This window comes from Rhodococcus sp. Ni2 (assembly GCF_021352185.1).
GTDB lineage: Bacteria > Actinomycetota > Actinomycetes > Mycobacteriales > Mycobacteriaceae > Rhodococcus_F > Rhodococcus_F qingshengii.
In genome coordinates, this window is record NZ_WOXZ01000001.1 from 2,316,886 (window position 1) to 2,337,193 (window position 20,308).

General features: G+C 62.9%; 20 protein-coding genes. 11 read left to right on the top strand and 9 right to left on the bottom strand.

The annotated features are described in order from the left end of the window. Nucleotides 1-92: 92 nt before the first annotated feature. The 4 genes from GN300_RS11330 to GN300_RS11345 are packed head-to-tail and all read left to right on the top strand — an operon-like array spanning nt 93 to nt 4,219. Nucleotides 93-1,049: an ABC transporter permease gene (locus tag GN300_RS11330; RefSeq protein WP_003943571.1), complete on the top strand. Its 957-nt coding sequence runs from the start codon at nt 93-95 to the stop codon at nt 1,047-1,049. Further along, nucleotides 1,042-2,136, top strand: coding sequence for an ABC transporter permease (locus GN300_RS11335; RefSeq protein WP_007735813.1), 1,095 nt, complete (start codon nt 1,042-1,044; stop codon nt 2,134-2,136). The genes GN300_RS11330 and GN300_RS11335 overlap by 8 nt, the downstream gene beginning before the upstream one ends. Next, nucleotides 2,133-3,230, top strand: coding sequence for an ABC transporter ATP-binding protein (locus GN300_RS11340; RefSeq protein WP_003943600.1), 1,098 nt, complete (start codon nt 2,133-2,135; stop codon nt 3,228-3,230). The genes GN300_RS11335 and GN300_RS11340 overlap by 4 nt, the downstream gene beginning before the upstream one ends. Beyond that, a complete protein-coding gene (locus tag GN300_RS11345) occupies nt 3,230-4,219 on the top strand; it encodes an ABC transporter ATP-binding protein (RefSeq protein WP_063315311.1) in 990 nt (329 codons plus the stop codon). Before GN300_RS11340 ends, GN300_RS11345 begins: the two co-directional genes overlap by 1 nt. Here GN300_RS11345 and GN300_RS11350 read toward each other — a convergent pair whose 3' ends face one another. The 4 genes from GN300_RS11350 to lysX all read right to left on the bottom strand — a co-directional run bounded on the left by GN300_RS11350 (nt 4,220) and on the right by lysX (nt 10,573). Next, nucleotides 4,220-4,819, bottom strand: a complete 600-nt coding sequence (locus tag GN300_RS11350) for a histidine phosphatase family protein (protein ID WP_003943544.1) — start codon at nt 4,817-4,819, stop codon at nt 4,220-4,222. It lies immediately after the preceding gene. Nucleotides 4,820-4,824: 5 nt separating this feature from the next. Then, entirely contained in the window at nt 4,825-6,234 is a 1,410-nt protein-coding gene (locus GN300_RS11355) for a diguanylate cyclase (RefSeq protein ID WP_063315310.1), read from the bottom strand. A 78-nt stretch (nt 6,235-6,312) separates the two neighbouring features. Further along, complete coding sequence (locus GN300_RS11360) at nt 6,313-7,203, bottom strand: alpha/beta fold hydrolase (RefSeq protein ID WP_082845703.1); 891 nt, start codon at nt 7,201-7,203, stop codon at nt 6,313-6,315. 13 nt (nt 7,204-7,216) lie between these two features. Continuing rightward, complete coding sequence (gene lysX / locus GN300_RS11365; RefSeq protein WP_063315309.1) at nt 7,217-10,573, bottom strand: bifunctional lysylphosphatidylglycerol synthetase/lysine--tRNA ligase LysX; 3,357 nt, start codon at nt 10,571-10,573, stop codon at nt 7,217-7,219. 88 nt (nt 10,574-10,661) lie between these two features. Between lysX and GN300_RS11370 the strand changes: the two genes are divergently transcribed. Beyond that, nucleotides 10,662-10,889: an RNA-binding S4 domain-containing protein gene (locus tag GN300_RS11370; protein WP_003943569.1), complete on the top strand. Its 228-nt coding sequence runs from the start codon at nt 10,662-10,664 to the stop codon at nt 10,887-10,889. A 15-nt stretch (nt 10,890-10,904) separates the two neighbouring features. Here the strand turns inward: GN300_RS11370 and rraA are convergent, their stop codons facing one another. Further along, complete coding sequence (gene rraA, locus GN300_RS11375; RefSeq protein ID WP_003943552.1) at nt 10,905-11,381, bottom strand: ribonuclease E activity regulator RraA; 477 nt, start codon at nt 11,379-11,381, stop codon at nt 10,905-10,907. 30 nt (nt 11,382-11,411) lie between these two features. After that, nucleotides 11,412-12,035 (bottom strand): TetR/AcrR family transcriptional regulator, encoded by a 624-nt coding sequence (locus tag GN300_RS11380; protein WP_063315308.1) that lies wholly within the window; start codon nt 12,033-12,035, stop codon nt 11,412-11,414. A gap of 124 nt (nt 12,036-12,159) precedes the next feature. Here GN300_RS11380 and GN300_RS11385 point away from each other — a divergent pair, with 124 nt between their 5' ends. Genes GN300_RS11385 through GN300_RS11395 form a run of 3 tightly spaced genes read left to right on the top strand, consistent with a single transcriptional unit; the run spans nt 12,160 to nt 15,524 of the window. Further along, nucleotides 12,160-13,368 carry a phosphotransferase family protein gene (locus tag GN300_RS11385; RefSeq protein ID WP_063315977.1) on the top strand — a complete coding sequence of 403 codons (1,209 nt, stop codon included), beginning with the start codon at nt 12,160-12,162 and terminating at the stop codon, nt 13,366-13,368. Next, nucleotides 13,365-14,528 (top strand): hypothetical protein, encoded by a 1,164-nt coding sequence (locus tag GN300_RS11390; RefSeq protein ID WP_063315307.1) that lies wholly within the window; start codon nt 13,365-13,367, stop codon nt 14,526-14,528. The genes GN300_RS11385 and GN300_RS11390 overlap by 4 nt, the downstream gene beginning before the upstream one ends. A gap of 51 nt (nt 14,529-14,579) precedes the next feature. Next, a complete protein-coding gene (locus tag GN300_RS11395; RefSeq protein ID WP_050656381.1) occupies nt 14,580-15,524 on the top strand; it encodes a tyrosine-protein phosphatase in 945 nt (314 codons plus the stop codon). A 10-nt stretch (nt 15,525-15,534) separates the two neighbouring features. Here GN300_RS11395 and GN300_RS11400 read toward each other — a convergent pair whose 3' ends face one another. Next, nucleotides 15,535-16,110, bottom strand: coding sequence for a hypothetical protein (locus GN300_RS11400; protein ID WP_233405622.1), 576 nt, complete (start codon nt 16,108-16,110; stop codon nt 15,535-15,537). Between the two features lie 148 nt (nt 16,111-16,258). On the opposite strand from GN300_RS11400, the gene GN300_RS11405 reads away from it, so the two are divergent. After that, entirely contained in the window at nt 16,259-16,717 is a 459-nt protein-coding gene (locus GN300_RS11405; protein ID WP_063315305.1) for a GNAT family N-acetyltransferase, read from the top strand. A gap of 62 nt (nt 16,718-16,779) precedes the next feature. On the opposite strand, the gene GN300_RS11410 is transcribed toward GN300_RS11405, so the two are convergent. Next, nucleotides 16,780-17,676, bottom strand: coding sequence for an oxygenase MpaB family protein (locus GN300_RS11410; RefSeq protein ID WP_063315304.1), 897 nt, complete (start codon nt 17,674-17,676; stop codon nt 16,780-16,782). A 171-nt stretch (nt 17,677-17,847) separates the two neighbouring features. On the opposite strand from GN300_RS11410, the gene GN300_RS11415 reads away from it, so the two are divergent. Together GN300_RS11415 and GN300_RS11420 are read left to right on the top strand one after the other, a co-directional pair. Then, nucleotides 17,848-18,306, top strand: a complete 459-nt coding sequence (locus tag GN300_RS11415; RefSeq protein WP_003943607.1) for a hypothetical protein — start codon at nt 17,848-17,850, stop codon at nt 18,304-18,306. 152 nt (nt 18,307-18,458) lie between these two features. Next, nucleotides 18,459-18,842 (top strand): helix-turn-helix domain-containing protein, encoded by a 384-nt coding sequence (locus GN300_RS11420; protein ID WP_058227381.1) that lies wholly within the window; start codon nt 18,459-18,461, stop codon nt 18,840-18,842. Here the strand turns inward: GN300_RS11420 and GN300_RS11425 are convergent. Next, on the bottom strand, nt 18,788-20,236 hold the full coding sequence (locus tag GN300_RS11425) for a histidine-type phosphatase (protein WP_047272693.1): 1,449 nt from the start codon (nt 20,234-20,236) through the stop codon (nt 18,788-18,790). The two genes, GN300_RS11420 and GN300_RS11425, sit on opposite strands and share 55 nt — an antisense overlap. Nucleotides 20,237-20,308: the final 72 nt, after the last annotated feature.

The following is a 20,308-nucleotide window of genomic DNA, read 5'->3' on the forward strand; positions in this document are numbered from 1 at the left end:
TTGCAGCGGATCGGGGCCGGCTGCGAACGAAGAAATGAAATCAGAGGAACTGCTGTGTATTGCGAGCTCGCTGTCCGAAGGAGACGAAATCGATGAACATCGGCGCAATAGGTAAGAAATTGGGCCAGCTCGTCATTGTGATCCTGATCGTCAGCTTCGGAACCTTCGTGCTGGCATCACTGATCCCCGGCGATCCCGCTGTCTCCGTTCTCGGTGAAGGCCGAACGCCTGCCGAGTACGAGGAAGTTCGGCAGCAGCTCGGACTCAACGATCCACTCCTGGTTCGCTATTGGGACTGGCTGACCAGCGCTCTCCAGGGCGACCTCGGCAACTCGCTTGTTCCCCCGCAGCAGGACGTCCTCACCGCGATCAGTTCCGCTCTCCCCGTCAGCGTTCAGTTGGCAGTGATGGGTCTGGTCATCGCACTCGTCGTCGCAGTTCCGCTCGCACTCTGGTCGGCGCACCACGAAGGCGGCGTCATCGACCGCGTCATCAGCGCCGCGACATTCGGTGTTCTTTCCGTCCCGAGCTTCCTCGCCGGTCTGTTGCTGATCATGGTCACCGTCAACTGGCTCGGCTGGTTCCCGCGATCACAGTGGGTGCGCATCGGCGACAGCCTCTCCGGAAACCTCTCACACGCAATACTTCCCGCGATCACCATCAGCCTCCTCGAGATGGCGATGTTCACTCGCGTTCTCCGATCCGACCTGGTGACGACGCTCCGTGAGGATTACATCCTCGCGTCGAAGGCCAAGGGAATGCCCACGCTGCGAGTGCTTTTCAGTGACGCGCTCCGCCCGTCGTCGTTCTCGCTCATCACGATGATGGGTCTGGCTCTCGGCGGCATGATCGGCAGCACCGTGATCGTCGAGACGCTGTTCTCGCTGCCCGGAATGGGCACGCTCATCGTCCGCGCAGCGCAGCAGGGTGATTCGCCGATGCTGCTCGGCGCGGTGGTCGTGATCGCGGTCATCTACGTCCTCGTCAACAGTGCGATCGATGTTCTGTACACCTATCTTGACCCGAGGAGTCGTCGTGTCCATGTCTGAAGTGACGCCAGACGGAGCGGCCCCGTCGCCGGCCCCGTCCGAGGTGATGACATACCGGCAGCAGACAGTCCTGCTGGCTCCCGGTCCCGTCGAGACGCTGGAACAGCCCAAGAATCTGGTCCTGATCGGATCGATTCTCACAGTGGTCGGCGTTGCGCTGCTCGGCACCGCACTCTTCGGTTCAGCGATCATGATGACCGTCCGCATCGTGCTCGCGCTCGTTGCCCTGGTTTTCCTCTTCAAGGGGCTCGGCAAACTCGGTACGTCCAAGTGGGGCAGTCAGTTCGATCTCTCGTACTGGTTGGCGTGCATCTGGCTGGTCGCGCTGATCCTGGCCGCGATCTTCGCGCCGCTGCTGCCGCTCGGTGAGTACAAGGACACGGTCAAGACCTTGGCCGAGCCGGGCTTCGCATCGCCGAGCCTGCTCTCCGATCATCCGTTGGGTACCAACAACTTCGGTCTCGACCTGCTCGCCCGCGCCCTGTTCGGTGCGCGCGCTTCCTTGACTGTCGCCATCTGCGCCGTGCTGATCGGCATGATCATCGGTGGCACCATCGGCGTCATGGCTGGCTATTTCCGTGGCAAGGTCGACGCCGTGGTCGGAATCCTGACCAACTCGCTGCTGGCCATTCCTTCTCTGGTGCTGCTCATCGCACTGGCCGCGGTGCTCACGTCGAACCTGCGCAACATCACCCTCGCACTGTCGATTCTCTGCATTCCCAGCATGGTTCGAATCGCCAGGGCAAACACCATCGTCGTCGCCCAACGGGAGTTCGTGCTTGCCGCGAGAGCCATGGGCGCCACCAAATGGCGCGTCATCTGGCGCGAGTTGGTTCCCAACGTCCTCGTTCCCGTCGCCGCGCTCGGCCTGGTGGCCGTTTCCGGCCTGATCGTCGCGGAAGCATCACTGAGCTTCCTCGGACTCGGTATCGCACAACCTGATCCGACCTGGGGCAACATGATTGCGGAAGGTCAGGGCGGGATCGTGGAGAAGCATCCGTTCATCGTCCTGGTACCAGGCGTCTTCCTCTTCCTGACGGTGTTCTCCTTCAACCTCATCGGCGAGAAGTATCGGAGTAAGCTGTGACCACTTCAGCTCAGAACGGCGTTCCGCTGCTGCAGGCGGACAACATCAGAACCGTATTCGCGACTCCCCGTGGCCAGTTGCGAGCAGTCGACGGTGTCTCGATCCACGTCTCCGCCGGCGAGACTCTCGGCATCGTGGGTGAATCCGGTTCCGGCAAGTCGGTTCTCGGGCGCACCATCATGGGACTGCTCCAGAAGGGTCCGGCTCTCGACATCAGCGGGACGGTGACGTTTGCCGGCCGCGACATGTCGACGATGAAGAAGTCGGAGATGAAGCACTTCTGGGGACCCGAGATCGCCATGGTCTTCCAGGATCCGATGACCTCGCTCAATCCGTTCAAGCGCATCGGTACCCACATCACCGAATCCTTGAAGTTCCACCTGGGTCTGAAGAAGGACGCGGCCCGCGATCGCGCTGCGGAACTCCTGTCGATGGTGGGTATCCCCGAGCCCAAGCGTCGGCTCGATCAGTACCCCCACGAACTTTCGGGAGGTATGCGTCAGCGTGTGGTCATCGCGATGGCGCTGGCCTGCGAGCCGAAACTGCTGATCGCCGACGAGCCGACCACCGCTCTCGACGTGACGGTGCAGAAGCAGATTCTCGATCTGCTCGCCTCACTGAATGACAAGCTCAACATGGCCGTCATTCTGATCAGCCACGACCTCGGTGTGGTCTCGGGCCGATCCGATCGTGTCGCCGTCATGTACGCCGGTTCCGTCGTGGAAACGTCGGCGACCGAAGAGTTGTTCACTCGTCCGCGTCACCCGTACACCGAAGCGCTGATGGCTGCGATTCCGCGACTCGAATCACCGACGCACACAGTGCTGCAAACAATTCCGGGTGGGCTCCCGGACATGACGAAGCCGATCACCGGTTGCCGCTTCGCCGCCCGCTGCCGTTACGCCCAGGACGACTGCCTGACCGGCGACCCGGCCCTGGCTCCCGGCGGACCGGGGGACAACACAACCGAAAGCCACACGTTCGCGTGCCACTACCCGGTCGACACCCCTGAAGGCACAACGGCATTGGTCGCCAACGAGAAGGCCGGCACTACCGCAGCGGGCCTGACGCTCGCGGTGAAGGAGATGGTCTGATGACTGCATCGGTGGATACCAGAAAGCCTGAGACGGTGGACGCGGCCCTGACGGTCGAGGACTTGGTCGTCGAATTCAACGTCGGCAAGGGGCAGACGGTTCACGCCGTGTCCGGAATCAGCTTCACCGTCGCGCCGGGCGAAACCTTGGGCGTGGTCGGTGAATCCGGCTGTGGCAAGTCCACGGCGGGCCGGGCGATCATGCAGTTGCCCTCACCGACGTCGGGCTCGATCCGCCTCGGAGAGACGGAAATGACGGCACTGGGCGCGGAAGAATTGCGTCGCAGCCGCACTCAGCTGCAGATGATCTTCCAGGACCCGATCTCCTCGCTGAACCCACGACGCAAGGTCAAAGCTCTCATCACCGAGGGTCCGTCGATCTGGGGCGGAAAAGACAAGGCCGCCATCGAAGCTCGGGCGCGCGAGGTTCTTGCCGAGGTCGGGCTGGACCCGGACATGGTGTGGGACCGAACCCCACGCGAACTCTCGGGTGGTCAGTGCCAGCGCGTGTGCATCGCCCGCGCATTGATGCTCGACCCCAAGGTCCTGATCTGTGACGAGCCGGTCTCGAGTCTCGACGTCTCCGTGCAGGCGCAGATTCTGAACCTGCTCGAGGACGCGAAGAAGCGTCACGGGCTGTCGCTGCTGTTCATTGCGCACAACATGGCCGTCGTGAAGAACATCAGTGACCGCGTGATGATCATGTACTTGGGCCGCGTCTGCGAAATCGTTCCCGCAGAAGACATGCAGAACCGCGCGCTGCACCCGTACACGCAGCTACTGCTGGCGTCGATTCCCGATCCCGACGCCACCGTCACCGCGGCGCAGAACGTCGAGCAGAAGGTCATCGAACTGCCCTCGCCGCTCAATCCGCCCAGTGGCTGCCGCTTCCGCACGCGGTGCCCGCTGGCTACTGATCTCTGCGCCGAGGAAGTTCCCGAGCTGCGTCTCGTCGAGGGCGGCCATCAGGTGGCGTGCCACAACGTGTGACTACACGCGAAGCATGTTGCGTACGTGACCGGTTTCGTTGATCGACCCGACCCTGCGGCTTCCGTTTCGCGACACGAGAATGCGCGTGACGGACACGTACTCGATCGGGAAGGTCAACGGGCGCTCCAGTCCGAGCAGTTCCTGCAGAACGATGTTGACGACGCCGCCGTGGCAGAAGATCGCCACGGTGGCGTCGTTGTCCGTTGCCGCGACTATCTCGTCGATCGCACCGAGGACTCGCGCACGAAAGGCGTCGCCGTCCACCGACTCGGGGAGCCAGCCGGCTTTGATGCGCGCATAGGTTTCCGGCGCCCGCTCCAGGACCTCGTGCATCGGGATGTAGTGCGGCTGCTCGTAGTCGTATTCCGCCAGACCCTCGCGCTGGGTGACCGGAAGGCCCAATATCTGCGCTACCGGGGCTGCGGTCTCCAGTGCGCGCTTCTGCGGGCTGCTGAAGAGCCCGGTGATCCGGTACGGCGCCAGTGCTGCGGGCAGCCGTAGTGCCTGGGCACGACCTTCGTCGGTCAGCGAGGGATCTGCGCGGCCTTCGGTGACCTCGGCCAGTTCGGGGAGAGCGTGTCGGATCAGGAGTAGTTGCACCTACGTCACCTTGCCATGTACAGATCGAACGCCACCACGAGGTTTCGGCCGTCGCGTTTTGCCTGGTACATCGCGTTGTCGGCGATATCGAGCAGAGTCTCCATGCCCGGCATCGCGCGATCGGCCCAGGCGACGCCGATACTGACCGTTCCCGCGAAACCGCGAATGGATCGCGCGTGGGCCTCTTGCGCCTCTCTGATGCGCTCCGCGAGCTGGATGGCTTCCTCGAAGGTGCAGTCGGCGGCGGCGACGGCAAATTCTTCACCACCCAGTCGGCCGGAGAGTCCCAGCCCTTCGGTAGCGGCGAGGAGGGTGTTTCCGAACTGTTCGAGGACCGAATCGCCGGTGAGGTGGCCGAGGTTGTCGTTGATCGATTTGAAGTGGTCGAGATCGAGCATCATGACGGCGATCGGTCGTTGTGCCGCGTGCTGGGCGTCGAGGAGTTCCTGCGATTGGGTCCAGAACGCGTGGCGACTCAGCGTTCCGGTGAGGGCGTCGCATTCGGCGATGCGTTGGAGTTCTCGCTCAGCGCGCCGCTGTGCGCCAGTGGCGACGGCTACGGCGATGGGGGAGAGTGCCATCAAGATGACGGAGATCCGGGTGGTCACCCCCTCACTGAGTAGGTGCACCGGATCTGCCAGTGCCAGACGTCTCTTACCCGCCATGACCAGTGCCCACGCGCTCCATCCGGCTGCCAGGAGCGAAGTGCTGAACAGTGAGACACGCATTGCGCACCACAGGAGCGCCGGCATCGGCAGCAGCAGCGCAAGGGCTCCCTGGACCTCCAGGGCGAGTGGCAGACAGGCCAGGAGAGCGGCCAGAGGTGCCAGGATCTGTGCGAGCCGCCTCAAGCGCAGACTCTGCCGCACGGACGGCCCGCAGGTTCTTCGAATGTGTTCGAGCGTCGGTGCCGACAGAACGATCGGCAGCACGATCAGATACGTACACAGGTCGGCGAAGAACCACCCCACCAATTCCGTTGCCGCACCGCTTCCTTCGTGGAGTTGAGTGCGTAGTGCGCTGGCGGACCCGGCCGTGAACGACGCCAGAACCGAGATGAGGAAGATTCTGGCCGTGTACTTCGTCTCGGAGATTCGCCGCGGAAAGCAGCCGAGCAAGTTCGCGGCGATCAATCCTGTCGTGACGCCGACCAGATTGATCGCATTCAGTTCGAAGGCCCTCTGCACGGGGCTTCCGGTCGCAAGATCCGCCGTCAGCAGCGCTGCGCCGCCGACAGCGAGTCCGATCGGCGCAAACGAGCGCGGGTTACGGAGGAGAATGCCCAGAAGGATCGCGTTGGCGGGCCAGAAGGTCGACAGAAAACCGGGCGGACGGGCGGCGATGCCCGCCAGGGCGACAACGAGGATCGCCACGAAAATCAGGCACGAGCGCACCCGACGTGTCGAACGGTCCATGGTCAGCCTGTCGTAGAAAGCAGAAGCTGTCCGAGACTAGCAATGATCCGGCTACTGTCCGAGTTGTAACTTTAAGTGTCATCCCCGACGGTTCGGCTGCGTGAGGCGCCGAATCAAGTTCGCCAACTCCTCGGGTTGGTCGATCATCGCGTGGTGATGCGCCGGGCGCAGGACGTGAAAACTCCCACCGAGGTAGGTGGCGAGTTTCTGCTGCTTTGCCATCCAGGCGATGGACCAGGGAGTGGTGTGGCCAGTGTGTGCGGCTACGACGCTGAGGTCGATGTCGGGCAGTGGATGCTTGCTCGAGCGTCGTAAAGCGGTGAGCTCCAGCGCCATATCGGTGTACGCGACGTATTCGATCATCGCCGCTTCCAGATAATGAGGCTCGCGGTAGATCTTCCGGACCCATTCGAGAGTGGCTTCGGACGACCCACTCGGCGGCACGGACTGGTTGAGGATCTTGCGCGTCGTCGTACCGAGGAGTCGTTGGAGCCCGGTGGTGCTGAACGAAGCCGCGGCGGCTCGGGAGGCGATCAGCAGCAGGTCGCGGGGGAAAAGACGTTTCGGCTCCTTCTCGGCACTGGAATCGAGGAGGAGCATCCCCGCCGCCCGATCGGGGAACAGGCGCGCGAAGCCTTCGACGTAGAAGCCGGCGATGGAGTGGCCGACCACCACGGCCGGACCACTCAGTCCCAGAGTGTCGAGCACGTCGCGGATCCGCTGAGCTTCGCCGCGGACGGTCGGAACTTCGCAAGTAGGCTCGCTGAGCCCGAAGCCCGGGCGATCGAAGCGGACGACGGTGTGGTCCGACTGAAGATGACGCGCGCAGTCATCCCAGTCGAACCAATTGCCCGCCAGCCCACCGCACAGGACGACGACGGGGCCGTCGCCCTCGGCAAGAACATGCAGTCGGCTCTCGCCGACCTGCAAGATCTCGCCCGGTGGTTTCACGTGGAACAATTCCGGCACGCGAGAATCCGGACTACTGACGCGGTTTCGCGAGGGGGAAGGCCAGCGTCTCGCGGATGCTGCCACCCGTGATCAGCATGACGATTCGGTCGACGCCCATCCCGAGACCACCCGTCGGCGGCATCGCGTGTTCGAGGGCTTGGAGGAAGTCTTCGTCCAATTCCATCGCTTCCGGGTCGCCGCCGGCCGCGAGCATCGACTGCTCGGTGAGCCGGTTGCGCTGATCCACAGGGTCGGTCAGCTCGCTGTATGCGGTTCCGAGTTCGACGCCCCACGCCACCAGGTCCCACTTCTCGGCGACGCCGGGGATGCTGCGGTGCGGCCGGGTGAGCGGCGACATCGAGGTGGGGAAGTTGGTGTAGAACGTCGGAAACTCCGTGTAGTCCTCGACCAGATGCTCGTACATTTCCTGCGCGATGGCGCCGGTATCCCAGCTGGACTGGTACGGGATCTCATTGGCGTCGCACAACTTCTGCAGGTCTTCGAGACTTGTCTCGGGGGAGACGTCGACACCAAGTTTTTCGGCGACGGCGCCGTGCATCGTCTTCACCGGCCACTCACCGGAGATGTCGACCTCGACCAGTTCGCCGTCCGGGCCGGGACGCATGATGATCTCGCGACCGAATGCTGCGACGGCCGCCGCCTGGATCAGCTCGCGGCACATCCGCATCATGCCCTCGTAGTCGCTGTGGGCTTCGTAGGCCTCGAGGATCGTGAACTCGGGATTGTGTTTGAAGTCGACGCCCTCGTTGCGGAACACGCGGCCGATCTCGAACACCTTCTCCATACCGGCGACGCACAACCGCTTCAGGTACAGCTCGGGTGCGATGCGGAGATAGAGGTCGAGGTTGTACGCGTTGATGTGTGTCAGGAACGGAGCGGCATTCGCGCCGCCATGCACCTGCTGCAGAATCGGGGTCTCGACTTCGAGGTATCCGCGACCACCGAGTGAATCGCGCAGCGACTTCACGACGGCGCTTCGAGCCTCGAGCAGTTCGCGGGCCTTCGGGTTGAGGGCGATGTCGAGGTACCGCTGGCGGACGCGGGTCTCGGGATCCGAGAGGCCCTTCCACTTGTCCGGCAGCGGGTGCAGGCACTTGCCGTTCATGCGCCACTCGACGGCGATGAGCGACAGCTCGCCCTTGCGGCTGCGCCCGATGGTTCCGCTGACTTCGATCAGGTCACCGAGATCGAACTCGGCAGCGAACTCCGCCAACTTCTCGCGGCCGACGTTGTCCTGGTCGACCAGAACCTGGATGTCGCCGGACCAGTCGCGCACGTCCGTGAACACCACTCCGCCGTAGTCGCGGACCCGCAGGAGGCGTCCCGCGATTCGCACGCGGGTGCCCTCCGGTGACTTCGCTGCGGCGGCAATCGTGTGGGTCGGCGGATAGGCGACGGGGTACGCGGCGATCCCTTCGTCGGCCAGTTGCGCGAGCTTGTTCATGCGCACGCGGACCTGCTCGGGTCGACGCGGACCGTTGGTCGTGACCGTCGGCGCCGAGTCCGGCGGGCTGCCGTCGGCATGCAGTCCTTCGGACGTCACCAGAGCTGCCGGCACCGCCGCATGCGTACCGGTGTGCTTGACGACCTGGCTGGACTTGCGCCCGAAACTGGGCAGCACCACAAAGCCTTCGGCGATGGCCGACGCGAATCCGACGCGCGGCAGTTCGCGGTTGTCCTCGAAGCAGAGGAAGCGCGGCGCCCAATCCGGCTGGTATTTCACGTTCGAGCGGTACAGCGCTTCGAGCTGCCACCAGCGGGAGAAGAAGACGAGCACCGAGCGCCAGATGCGGAGGATCGGGCCCGCGCCGATGCGCGAACCTTCCTCGAACACCGAGCGGAACACGGCGAAGTTGAGCGAAACTCGCACGACGCCGATCTCGTCCGAACGTGTGGCCAACTCCGAGACCATCAATTCGACGACACCGTTGGGCGCCGTCGGCTTACGGCGCATCAGGTCGAGCGAAACACCGTTCGGTCCCCACGGCACGAGCGAGAGCATGCCGACGACGCTTTCGTCCTCGGTGCCTTCACCCATGACGGCTTCGACGAGGAGGCAATCGCCGTCGAGGTGATCGCCCAGTCGGCCGAGCGCCATGGAGAAGCCGCGCTCGGTGTCGGTGTCGCGCCAGTCGTCGGCGCGGATGATGACGGCTGCCATGTCCTCGGGCGGGATGTCGCGATGGCGTCGCATCCGCACGGTGACGCCGTGACGCCTCACGCGGGTGACCGCCTGGCGCACCGGGCGCATGTCGCGTCCGTTGAGATTGAACTCGCGGGTGCGCAGGATCGCTTCGTCGCCGAGCTGCAGGACGCTCAGGCCCGCCTTCTTGTATGCCGTCGCCCCGGTTTCGCTGGCGCCCATGACGGCCGTCGCCCAGCCGTACTGCGACGCGAGCCCCTGCCACGCTTCGATGGCGTGCGGCCACGCTTCAGGATCACCGATGGGATCACCACTGGCGAGGCAGACGCCGATCTCGACGCGGTACGTGATCGCGGCCTTGCCGCTCGGCGCGAAGATGACCGCCTTGTCGCGGCGGGTGGCGAAGTAAGCGAGAGAGTCGTCGGCACCGAAGTTCTGGATCAACCCGCGGATCGCGGACTCGTCATTTCCGGTGAGGGCGTTGTTGGAGCGTTGCGCGCGGAAGAGCGTCATGACGGCGGCGAGTAGCGCGATGGCACCGAGGAGACCGAGGACCGTGTTGACGAAGACACGCGGGTGGCCGTCGAACACCTCGTTGTCGACCGAAGCCGCCGCGGTGACGCGGTTCAAGGCCCAGAGGAATCGCTGGTTCTGCGGTAGGTCGCCCGGGAAGAGTTCGACAAGGCCCCAACCGATCACGGTCGCGACAGCCATGCCGCCGATCAGCACGCCGAGTGCTTTCCAGCCGGCGCCGCGCCGTACGCGTGTGTAGAACTCGGGCCTCGCCGCGATGAGAATTCCGATCACGACAAGCAAAACGACAACGGCCACGGCGTTGTTCGGGTTCTTGTCGACGATCGCGGAGGCGATGTTGGTGAGGGTGATCAGTGACAGGTAGATCGTCAGCAGCCACCAGGCGATGCGCTTGCGGCTCGCGAGGGCGGCGGCGAGCAGGGCGACGACGAGCGCCCACGACAGGCTCGTATCCGGTGCGTCGAAGTAGTAGCTGTCGATGTATTCGCGTGGGACGCGGAGGATGTGCCGCAGTACCGGCGAGAGGCTCCACAGGAACACCAGTACGGAGAAGACTCCGAGGATCAGTCCCGAGATATGGGGAACCTGGCTGAACCGCCCTTTGCGGAATCGACGCGCCTGGCGCGGATTTTCGGGTGGCGATTCCACCAACTCTGCAGTGGTGTCCGATACCTCGGTCAATGGTGCCATCGAGCTTCCTCTCCTACCGGTCGATCAGATCCTCACGCTAAGTGTGGTCTGTCGTGTCCAGTTTTGTGGGAGGAGGAAGATGATTGACATGACCGACAACATTCCAGCAGTACCCATCCGCGACGAAATGATTCGGCTCGGTCAGTTTCTCAAGCTCGCGAACCTCATCGAATCGGGCGCGGAGGCGAAGGAAGTGATCGCCGACGGCATGGTTTCGGTCAACGGTGAGGTCGAAGATCGTCGGGGCCGTCAGCTTCGTGACGGCGATGTCGTCGAGATCGGCGGGATGGCCGCCAAAGTGGAAGCCCCCGCCTGATCCCGCGACTTCTGACTAGCTTTCGCGAACGACGACGCCGTCCTGGTCGCTGTAGACGATCTCGCCGGGGTTGAAGGTGACTCCGCCGATTTCGATCGGCACGTTCTTCTCGCCCGAACCGGTTTGCGTGCTCTTGCGCGGGTTGGTGCCCAAAGCCTTGACGCCGATGTCGAGGGTGCGCAGGATCGCGGAGTCGCGGACGGCTCCGTTGACGATGACGCCTGCCCAGCCGTTGTCGACGCCGCGGCCGGCAATGATGTCGCCGACCAGCGCGGTGTGGATGCTCGCGTCACCGTCGACGACGAGGACTCCGCCGTTGCCGGGTTCGCTGAGGGTCTGCTTAACGAGCAGGTTGTCCTGGAAGCACTTGATGGTGGTGATGGGGCCTGCAAAGACTTCACGTCCACCGAACTGGGTGAACTGCGTGTCGCAGCTACGAATGTCGGGTCCGATCTCGTCGGCAAGGTCAGCGGTCGCTACAGGCTCGGTCATGCCCCACAGGATAGTCGGCGAGGTTGGCGCCTAGTTGTCGTCGGGGAGTATGCCGTTCAGCACTATGTCGGCAAGAGAATCGGCAAACGGTCCCGGGTCCGAGACGTCACGAACCGACAGCGCGAAGATGGCCGCGCCCGCCATGATGTCGAGAAGAGCGTCGGCGTCGACGCCGCTTCGGATGTCGCCGCGCTCTCTCGCCGCCTCGAGTCGACGGTTCAGCTCGACGCGGACTCCGGCCAGTTGCCGCACCACGAGAACGTCGCGTAATTCCGCGTTTGTTCGCACTTCGCCCATCAATCCGGGAGCAGCGGCTCGCGTGGCGGGAGCTGCGAACAGAGCAACCGCGCCGTGCACCAGCGCGCGAATCTGATCCGCGATCGTGCCCTCGGCGCCGAGTTCGGTGTCGATGTCCGCGCCCTGTTCGACGTCGAGCACGGGGTAGATCGCGTCGTTGACGATGTGTGCCTTCGACGGCCACCGACGGTAGATGGCTGGACGCCCGACTCCCGCGCGCGTCGCGATGGCGTCGATGGATGTGCCGGCGTACCCCTTTTCCTCCAACAGTTGCCTGGTCGCGTCCAGTACTGCGTCGTCGATTGCAGGGTTTCGCTGCGGGCCCAGGCGGTGCTGAGTTTCGGAATCTTTGGACATTTTGGGCAAATCCCTTGCGGTATCGCTGTGATGGCCGTTACATTCTGTCACGGCTTTAGTCGATACAGATTGTATCGACAATCGGCACGTGCGCATCGGCGCCACCGAACCACGAGGAGTGGTGATGAACCTTCGAACCGAAACAGAAAACTCCGGCGAAGATCCCGACTACGCCGAATTTGCCAGGCCCGGCGAATCCCGCAACGACCCGGCGGAGATGCGGCGCAGCCTCGAAGGCTGGCTCGCGACCGTGCTGTGGCGAGGCTCGAAACCTTCCGTGACTTCGGTCGAGGTGCCGGCCGCGAACGGCATGTCCAACGAGACTGTGCTTTTCGATGCGACGTGGATCGAGGACGGGATTCGAGCCGAGCATCGCTTGGTCGCCCGTATCGCCCCGCGGGACAGTGCGGTACCGATCTTTCCGTCTTACAACCTGGACCAGCAGTTTCGGGTCATGAGCGCCGTCGCCGCTCACACGTCGGTGCCGATCCCGCGGGTGTACTGGTCCGAGAGCAACCCGGACGCGCTCGGCGGCGAGTTCTTCGTGATGGAACGGCGTGAGGGCGAAATCCCGCCCGATGTCATGCCGTACACGTTCGGATCCTGGCTCTCGGAAGCTTCGGCCGACGACTGTTCTCGACTCCAGCAGTCATCGGTCCGGGTGCTCGCCGAGCTACACGCTATGGCCGATCCGCACCTCGCACTCCCCGAGTTGTGCCGCGATGGTGCCGAACCGACTGGGGCAGAAGCACTTCGCGCGCACCTCGAGGACCAGCGGCGCTATTACGAGTGGGCAACAGCCGACGGACCAGGATCTCCTTTGATCGAGCGCGGTTTCGACTGGATCGAAGCGAACTTTCCCGTCGATGCCGGTTGCGCAGTGCTCTGCTGGGGTGACTCGCGGATCGGAAATGTCATCTACCGCGACTTCGAGCCGGCGGCGGTCCTCGATTGGGAGATGGCCACACTGGGGCCGCGTGAGCTGGACCTCGGCTGGATGATCTTCCAGCACAGGTTCTTCGAGGATCTCGCTGCCATGGCCGGACTCCCCGGAATGCCGGACTTCCTTCGTCGCGAGGACGTGGCAGAGGCCTACGGCTCGCTTTCCGGCCACCAGGTTGCGGATCTAGATTTCTACATCCTTTACGCCGCGCTGCGGCACGCGGTGATCATGTTCCGAGTCCAAAGCCGCGCAGTGGCTTTCGGTCAGGCCGAATTCCCCGACAACCCGGACGAGATGATCCTGCACCACAAAACACTCGAAGCCATGCTCGACGGCACCTATTGGGAGTCGCTCGCAACATCCCCGCTCACAACAGGAGATGCACGATGACACTGTCCCCGCTCGACGACTACCCGGTACATCAGATCGCCGAGACCATCCGCCACGTGGGCACCTCGGATCGAAACTTCTACGACCGCTACTACTTCAACTGCCATGCCGGCGTCGACGGCGACACCGAGCCGCTGTTTCTCATCATCGGTCTCGGTCAGTACCCCAATCTTGGTGTATGCGACGGCTTTGCGGTTCTTCGGCGCGGCGAAGACCATATTGTCTTCCGGGCATCCCGAGCCTTGGGTGACGATCGTATGGACCTGTCAGTAGGCCCGCTGCGAATCGAAATCATCGAGGGTCTGCACCGCCTACGTGTGGTGTTGGACCCGAGTCCCGAAGCGCCGGACCTGAGCTTCGACCTCACCTTCGAGTCCGACGGCCCCGCCAATCTCGAGGCCAGACATTTCCATCGCCAGCTCGAACGAGTCACCTTCGACACGCAACGATTCGTGCAGACCGGAACATGGTCCGGATCCCTGACCGTCGACGGCGACGTCATCCCGGTCACCCCGGAGACGTGGCGGGGTAATCGCGATCGGTCCTGGGGTGTGCGACCGGTCGGCGAAGCGGAACCGCCTGGACGCAAGGCAGATCCGGCGATAGCCGGCAGTCAGAACTTCTTCTGGATTTACTCGATCATGCAATTCGGCGACTTCACCATCGTCACGATCGTTCAAGAAGATCAGCAGGGACGCCGAATCCTCGAAGATGCGACTCGCGTCTGGGCGGACCGCTCGCGCGAGCTGGAGTGGTTGGGTCGACCGGACCACCAGCTCACGTTCATTTCCGGTACTCGCGAGGTGAAGAGCGGAACTCTGTACTTCCGGCGCCCCGGTGCACCAGGCGAATCCGACCACATCCTGGAGATCACCTGCGAACCGATACTGCCCAACTACATCGGTGTCGGCACGGGCTACGGACTCGAGCAGGATTGGCGCCACGGGATGTGGCAGGGCGAACTGGTGGTTCAAGGCCTGCGGGAAAAGGTTTCGGACATCGAATCGTGGAAGAAGATGCTGTGCCCGGTCGACAACCTGGCTCGGTTCACCCTCGTCGAGGGCGGTGTAACCCGCACCGGGACAGGCCTGTTCGAGGTAGCAGTCATCGGACCTCACCAGCGATACGGATTTACCGGCATCGGTGATGTCGCTCCGTAACTCCAGATCACCACACCACAAATCCCAAACTGCAGAGAGAGGCACTGCCACATGTCCACACGCACACGAATGTTGTTCGCTCGCACTGCAAAGGCCGCCGCATTAGTTGTTACAGGTGGTCTGATGTTTGCTGCTCCCGCCACGGCAATCCCGCTCGACCTGGGCTCTCTCAACACAGGCTCGCTTGGAGCGGTCGATCTCGGCTCGCTCGATCCTGTCCTCGCGCCGACACCGAATTTGGCCTCCGTGGCCAACTTTCGCGACGTTGCCGGCAACGACGGTAGGGGATACGCCACCGTCGACGGCTCACACCTCAAGCGCGGCGTCATCTACCGGTCCAATGCGCTGACCGCTACCACCGACGCAGACAAGACGACACTCACCGGCCTCGGGCTTGCCGACGCCTATGACCTGCGCGGCGCAACCGAGATCTCCAACCCGTTCATCGGTGGCGCGGACAAACTCCCGGACGGTGTGACGTACACGAACATCCCCATCGAGTTCAAGGATCTCACCCAGCTCGCGACGACGATCAAGTCGCCGGAGGAGGCCAAGCAGTTCTTGGTCGACACCAACCGCAGTTTTGTCACCGATCCCGTTCGCCGTGCCGGCTTCAAGCAGGTCCTCTCGGACATCGCTGCGAGTGACGGGGTGCAGTTGTTCCATTGCACCTCAGGCAAGGACCGCACGGGTTGGACCGCGATGTTGCTGCAGTCCATCGCCGGTGTCCCCGCCCAGACGATCATGGACGACTATCTGTTGAGCAACACCTACCTTCAGGCGACCAACGAGAAGATCCTTGCGCAGATCTCTCAGGCCCTGAGCCCGCAGGTGGCGACCAATCTCGAGCCGGCCCTCGGTGTCGATGCGTCATACCTGGAAGCTGGACTCGCGCAGATAGCCAGCGATTACGGAACCGTCGACGGTTATCTCACCGAAGGTCTCGGACTCACTGCGGACACGATCGCACTTCTGAAGGCCAAGCTCGTCGACTAGTTGCGCGCCGCTAAAACGCTTGAACGAACGAGTACCAGTCGCCGTCGAACTCCTGGTATCCGATCTCGCCGTCGCGGCGGGGCTTGCCGAGATATGGTGCGCCGTCGGGTAAGTACGCCAGTCCGATCGAATCGATCAGACCGCCCTCGATGTGGAAGCGGCACCCGTTGCCGACGGGCCAGACCTGCAGGACCCGGTAGACGCCAATTGTTCGGTTTTCCAACGACTTCTGGCAATCCGCGGCCACTGCTTCGAGCGAATCTTTCGACAATGCAAACGCAACATGCGAAGGGACGGACAAGGTCACGAGCGCACCGGTGACGAGCACGATCACCGGCGCGATCGTGCTCAAACGCAGAGTTTTGTACTTCATCCAGCCAATCAGGCTGAGTATCAACCACACTCCGCCCAAACCGAGCAGTACTGAGGCTGCGAGCGCAAAGAACGGAAAGTACACAACCGGCGGCATGAAGGACCACACGATGACGCCGCATGTGAGAGTGACAAGCACTGCGGTGACAATCGCTGTCACCTTCCACCAGGATGCCGGACCTCCACGCCCAGTTGTCGGATCACCGTCAGTCATCGGACAACCCTTGCACAACGCGGTAACTGCGGAGCGGCAACGAATGGAATTGTTCCACTGATTTACGTCGGGGTCGTCCTGCGTGGATCCGAAAATTGAACACTTTCGGCCCGGTCAGTGCGCTGACGCCTGAGGGTATGGTCGGATCGTGAACCAGGATCTGATCATTCGCCGCTACCAGCCCTCGGATGAGGATGTGGTCGTCGACCTGTGGTCGCGCGCTGCCCGTGAAGCCCACCCGTTCCTTGCGGGTGAGGGGACGGGCGAACGCGAGCAGAAGATGCGAGAGGTCTATCTGATTCAAGCCGACAATTGGGTCGCTGAGCACAACTCCGCTGTCGTTGGACTGTTGGGAATGATCGGCTCCGAAATCGGGGGACTGTTCGTCGCGCCGGCGTCACAAGGGTTGGGCGTCGGGCGGGCGTTGGTCGAACACGCCACAACCATGCACGGCGAGGTGACACTCGAGGTCTACACCCTCAACGATCGCGCCCGCAGGTTCTATGCACTGATGGAGTTCGAAGAAGAGGGGCGTCGACACGACGCCGAGACGAACCATGAATTGATCACCCTTCGTCGTACTGGTCGCGACTCCTCCCTCATCTAGGCATGAGAAACGCGAATCAGCCCGGGTGCCAGGAGTTCCACCACTCCACGATGGGGGCCTGCTTACGCTTGGGCCTGCTGGTCTGCCTGCAGGTGCTTGACCGGGCATCCCGTGGGGAAGGTGCCGAGGTCTTCGACCTTGTAACCGTTCGGGTAGCTGCGGATGTTGGGCAGCTCGCGGGCGAATTTCCGCTTCGTACGCACGGGGAAGAACCGCAGCAGGCGCGCGCGGACCTTCAGCGCACCGCGTGAGACGACGCGCATCGCAGTGCTCGGGTGCCTGTAGTGGAAGGCGTCGAGTAGGTGATCGTCCATGAGAGCGAAGGCGAATCCCTTGACCAGAGCCTTCGGTGCCAGGTTGTTGGGCGGGAAGGTGCACATCAGGTCGAGGGTGGAATCAGCGACGGCTCGGGCGCCGGGATCGAATGAAAAGTGTTCGCGCTCATAGTCGTCGAGAAGTTTGACGAAGCCCTCGTAGGTGTCCGGCGTGTCTTTGATGTTCATGTACCGACCCAGGTGGCGGTAATAATTCGTCGACCCGACGATCTCGTTGTCGGTCATCTTCCGCCAGCCGTACTCGTCGAGCCATCTGACCGGCGTGACGACGAAGGTGGCCAGGACATAGAGCATGTCGTCGTTGGAGATGTCGTACGAGCCGTGCATCTGATTCATTCGACGCACGCTCTGGCGGCCTTCGGTGCTGCTGAGGCCGTGCTCGAGGATGGCGTCGAGGATCAGGCTGGTGTCGTCGTAGCGCTTCTGAACCTTGTCGGTGAACTCGCCCGTGGAGAAGAGGAGCTTGCCGATCGAGGGGACAGCGTATGTACGAAACAGTGCGAAGCTGAGCGCCTGATTGATGTCCCAGGGAAACTCTTGCGCCGCGAGAATGCGCGACATCTCTTCGTAATCGGTTTCGGGATCGAGTTGATCCGTGCGACTGCGGAGGTCGTAGCGCTTCATCTGAACACTCCCTGGGACTGGTCTGCGCGCGGCAGAGATAGGTGTGAGCTGCACCACCGACTGTAGTTCTGACAACACGCGTTGTCTAGGGGGTGTGAATAGTCGTCTTTCCTTCGTTTCGGGCGTTGTACCAGGGGTATCCGGAAAGTGTTGTCGACCCGAGGAGCAGCTATGAGCGTCACACGCACGGCCGGGGTTTTCGCGGCCATCGGACTACCGATTGCCGCGAGCGTCATGTTCGCCGGAGTCGCCTCGGCTGATCCGCCCCACCCTTTCGGCGGCGCCGCCGTCACTATCGGGTGTCCGAATCAGGGGTCGCTGGCCTCGTTGACCGGACTCACCGGCCAGTCCGGGCCAGAATCCAATCCGCCCATCGCCAAGGGTGACATTCGCTTCGATTCGTTCCCGGCCGCTGCACCCATCCCGGCGGCGGGTCAGGTGACCGTTGCGTGGGTCAACACCGACACGGGCAAGTCCGGAATCGTCGACCTGGTCGGTACCTATCCGTACCTGTCCGCGACGGTGAACACCGGCGTCGGCAATGTCGTTGCGACGGCGTTCGGTTCGATCAACTGGGGCAGTAGTCCCATCTGCCAGTCGAATCCGACGATCGGCAGGTTCATAGCCTGATCTTGAGCCTCGTCGTCGCGGCCTGGACGGGCACAGGGTTGGCGGTATCGCGTGATTATCTGTCATCTCGGAGATACCGCCGGGTCCGTCCCATCCCATATTCTGAAACATGTTAGGTGAAAGCATATTTCAGGGATGGAAAAGGTGGCGACGTGAACGGGTCGAGCGCGCGTCAGTTGATGAGCCAGATGCTCGTCGAAAAACGAAACAGTCTTGCGCCCGAAAAGGTCGGCATGCGCTGCGAGGGTGCTCGCCGAATGCACGGCCTCAGTCGGCGCGATGTCGCGCAGATTGCCGACATCAGTTTCAATCACTATCAGCGGCTGGAACAGGGTACGTCCGTTGGTGTTTCGGCTCCGGTCATCGTGAGGATCTGCGACGCCTTGTTGATGGAAGACGACGAGAAGGCGCGCATGCTGGCATTGCACCAGGTATGGGCGCGCCCTCGTCGACCGCTGGCTGGATCCCGAGTTGCCGGATCTCAGGCTGCCGGTGAAATCTCCGGCAGGCAGCGGGCCAGTTCGTCCGGCGTGTAGAAGAAACTCCCGGCGCTCACCGGAGCGCACGGGGCAGCAAAGGCCGTCTCGCGCTCGTTGTAGAGCATTCGGACCAGACGCTTACCCTCCGGTCCGGCGTAGACGTCCCACTGCACGTTGGCAGCCATCGGGCTGACCTGTGATCCGCGCCAGGGGTTGTTCGCATAGGTGTAGAGGTCGCCCTCCGCCTGCGAGACGGTGCTTCCCGGCAGTTTCAAGAGTGCTGCGAAGGGGATGATCGTTTCTGCGTGTGCAAACCGGAAATCCGCTCCCGGGACGGCGTCGTCGCCGGTATGTTTCTGCAGGCCGCGCAGGAACTCGTCGCGCAGGACAGTTGCCATCCGGTAGGTGACGTCTTCACCGGTGAAGCCCGGGCCCTTGGCGTAGAAGTCCTCGGCATCGTTCGTGTATGCGAGCCACTGCGCGTCAGCAGGTTCGATGAACCGCTCGAAATTCCACTTGCCTTCTTCGGCCATGCCCGGAGTGATGATGTACGTGTTGTACAGCATGTACGCGGCGTCGACTTCGTTGTCGATCGTGCTGGAACCCTTGCCACGGTCGACGAGTGAGAACTCGCCCGCGCTCAGGCGGTTGACGAAGTCCTCCGAGTAGAGCCTGAGCATCATGTGCCGTGAGACCTCGAGGGTGCGCGGCAGATCGGCGATCTGGTCGTCGACGGCTTTCAGTCGAGGATCGGACTCTTCGTAGTCCTTGTAGTCGGCATTCGCATCCGAGTCGTGGAAGTAGAGGAGATCGGCATCATTCGTCACCGGTGCAACATCATCGGCGACGGCTGGAAACGCACCGGTCAGCCCTTGCGCGAAGTTCTCGGCGCTGTCCACGGCACGGTCCACACCCGACGAGGTCAAGGTGATGGTGCCCTGTTGCGCTGCGATGGCGTCGAACAGTTGGGGGAGGCGTTCGGTGACCCGCGCGCCGAGCTGTCTGTGTTCGGTGATCCCGCGTCCGCTGAGGTTGCCGTACCCCAGCTTCTTGTTGGCGGCCATGAGATCACGGAGGGCCGGGCCGAATTCCTTGCCGACGGGAGTCAATGCGTTCTCGGCTTCGGCGATTTCCCACAGCTGCAGGCTCAGGTCGTCGTACTTCAGGCTCGACAGTGCTCTGGAACCATGGCGCGCAACACTTTCCGTGTACACGGGGGAGTATCCCGTCGGCGGCGCCTGATAGTCGGCGATGCGCTGGCCGGGAGTGTAGGGCGTCTTGGACGTGAAGCCGCCGTCGCTGACGGTTGGTATCTCTGTCGAACCGGAGCTCGAACCGGCGTCGAGCGAACCGAACGGTGACGCCGTGGCGATGGACTGGACGCTGCTGGTGACAAGCACTAGTCCGACAGCGCCGGCAGCGGCCAGCACGCCGAAGCGTGAGCTTCGCATGGTGAGTTGATCCTCTCCGTCGGTGCCGAGGTGACACGACGGAAGGAAAGTTAGAACAGCTAAGCGTCCGAA

Coding starts and splice junctions, on each gene's coding strand:
- GN300_RS11330 (WP_003943571.1), top strand. CDS start 93: ATGAACATCGGCGCAATAGGTAAGAAATTGGGCCAGCTCGTCATTGTG.
- GN300_RS11335 (WP_007735813.1), top strand. CDS start 1,042: ATGTCTGAAGTGACGCCAGACGGAGCGGCCCCGTCGCCGGCCCCGTCC.
- GN300_RS11345 (WP_063315311.1), top strand. CDS start 3,230: ATGACTGCATCGGTGGATACCAGAAAGCCTGAGACGGTGGACGCGGCC.
- GN300_RS11355 (WP_063315310.1), bottom strand. CDS start 6,234: ATGGACCGTTCGACACGTCGGGTGCGCTCGTGCCTGATTTTCGTGGCG.
- lysX (WP_063315309.1), bottom strand. CDS start 10,573: ATGGCACCATTGACCGAGGTATCGGACACCACTGCAGAGTTGGTGGAA.
- GN300_RS11370 (WP_003943569.1), top strand. CDS start 10,662: ATGACCGACAACATTCCAGCAGTACCCATCCGCGACGAAATGATTCGG.
- rraA (WP_003943552.1), bottom strand. CDS start 11,381: ATGACCGAGCCTGTAGCGACCGCTGACCTTGCCGACGAGATCGGACCC.
- GN300_RS11380 (WP_063315308.1), bottom strand. CDS start 12,035: ATGTCCAAAGATTCCGAAACTCAGCACCGCCTGGGCCCGCAGCGAAAC.
- GN300_RS11385 (WP_063315977.1), top strand. CDS start 12,160: ATGAACCTTCGAACCGAAACAGAAAACTCCGGCGAAGATCCCGACTAC.
- GN300_RS11390 (WP_063315307.1), top strand. CDS start 13,365: ATGACACTGTCCCCGCTCGACGACTACCCGGTACATCAGATCGCCGAG.
- GN300_RS11395 (WP_050656381.1), top strand. CDS start 14,580: ATGTCCACACGCACACGAATGTTGTTCGCTCGCACTGCAAAGGCCGCC.
- GN300_RS11400 (WP_233405622.1), bottom strand. CDS start 16,110: ATGACTGACGGTGATCCGACAACTGGGCGTGGAGGTCCGGCATCCTGG.
- GN300_RS11410 (WP_063315304.1), bottom strand. CDS start 17,676: ATGAAGCGCTACGACCTCCGCAGTCGCACGGATCAACTCGATCCCGAA.
- GN300_RS11415 (WP_003943607.1), top strand. CDS start 17,848: ATGAGCGTCACACGCACGGCCGGGGTTTTCGCGGCCATCGGACTACCG.
- GN300_RS11425 (WP_047272693.1), bottom strand. CDS start 20,236: ATGCGAAGCTCACGCTTCGGCGTGCTGGCCGCTGCCGGCGCTGTCGGA.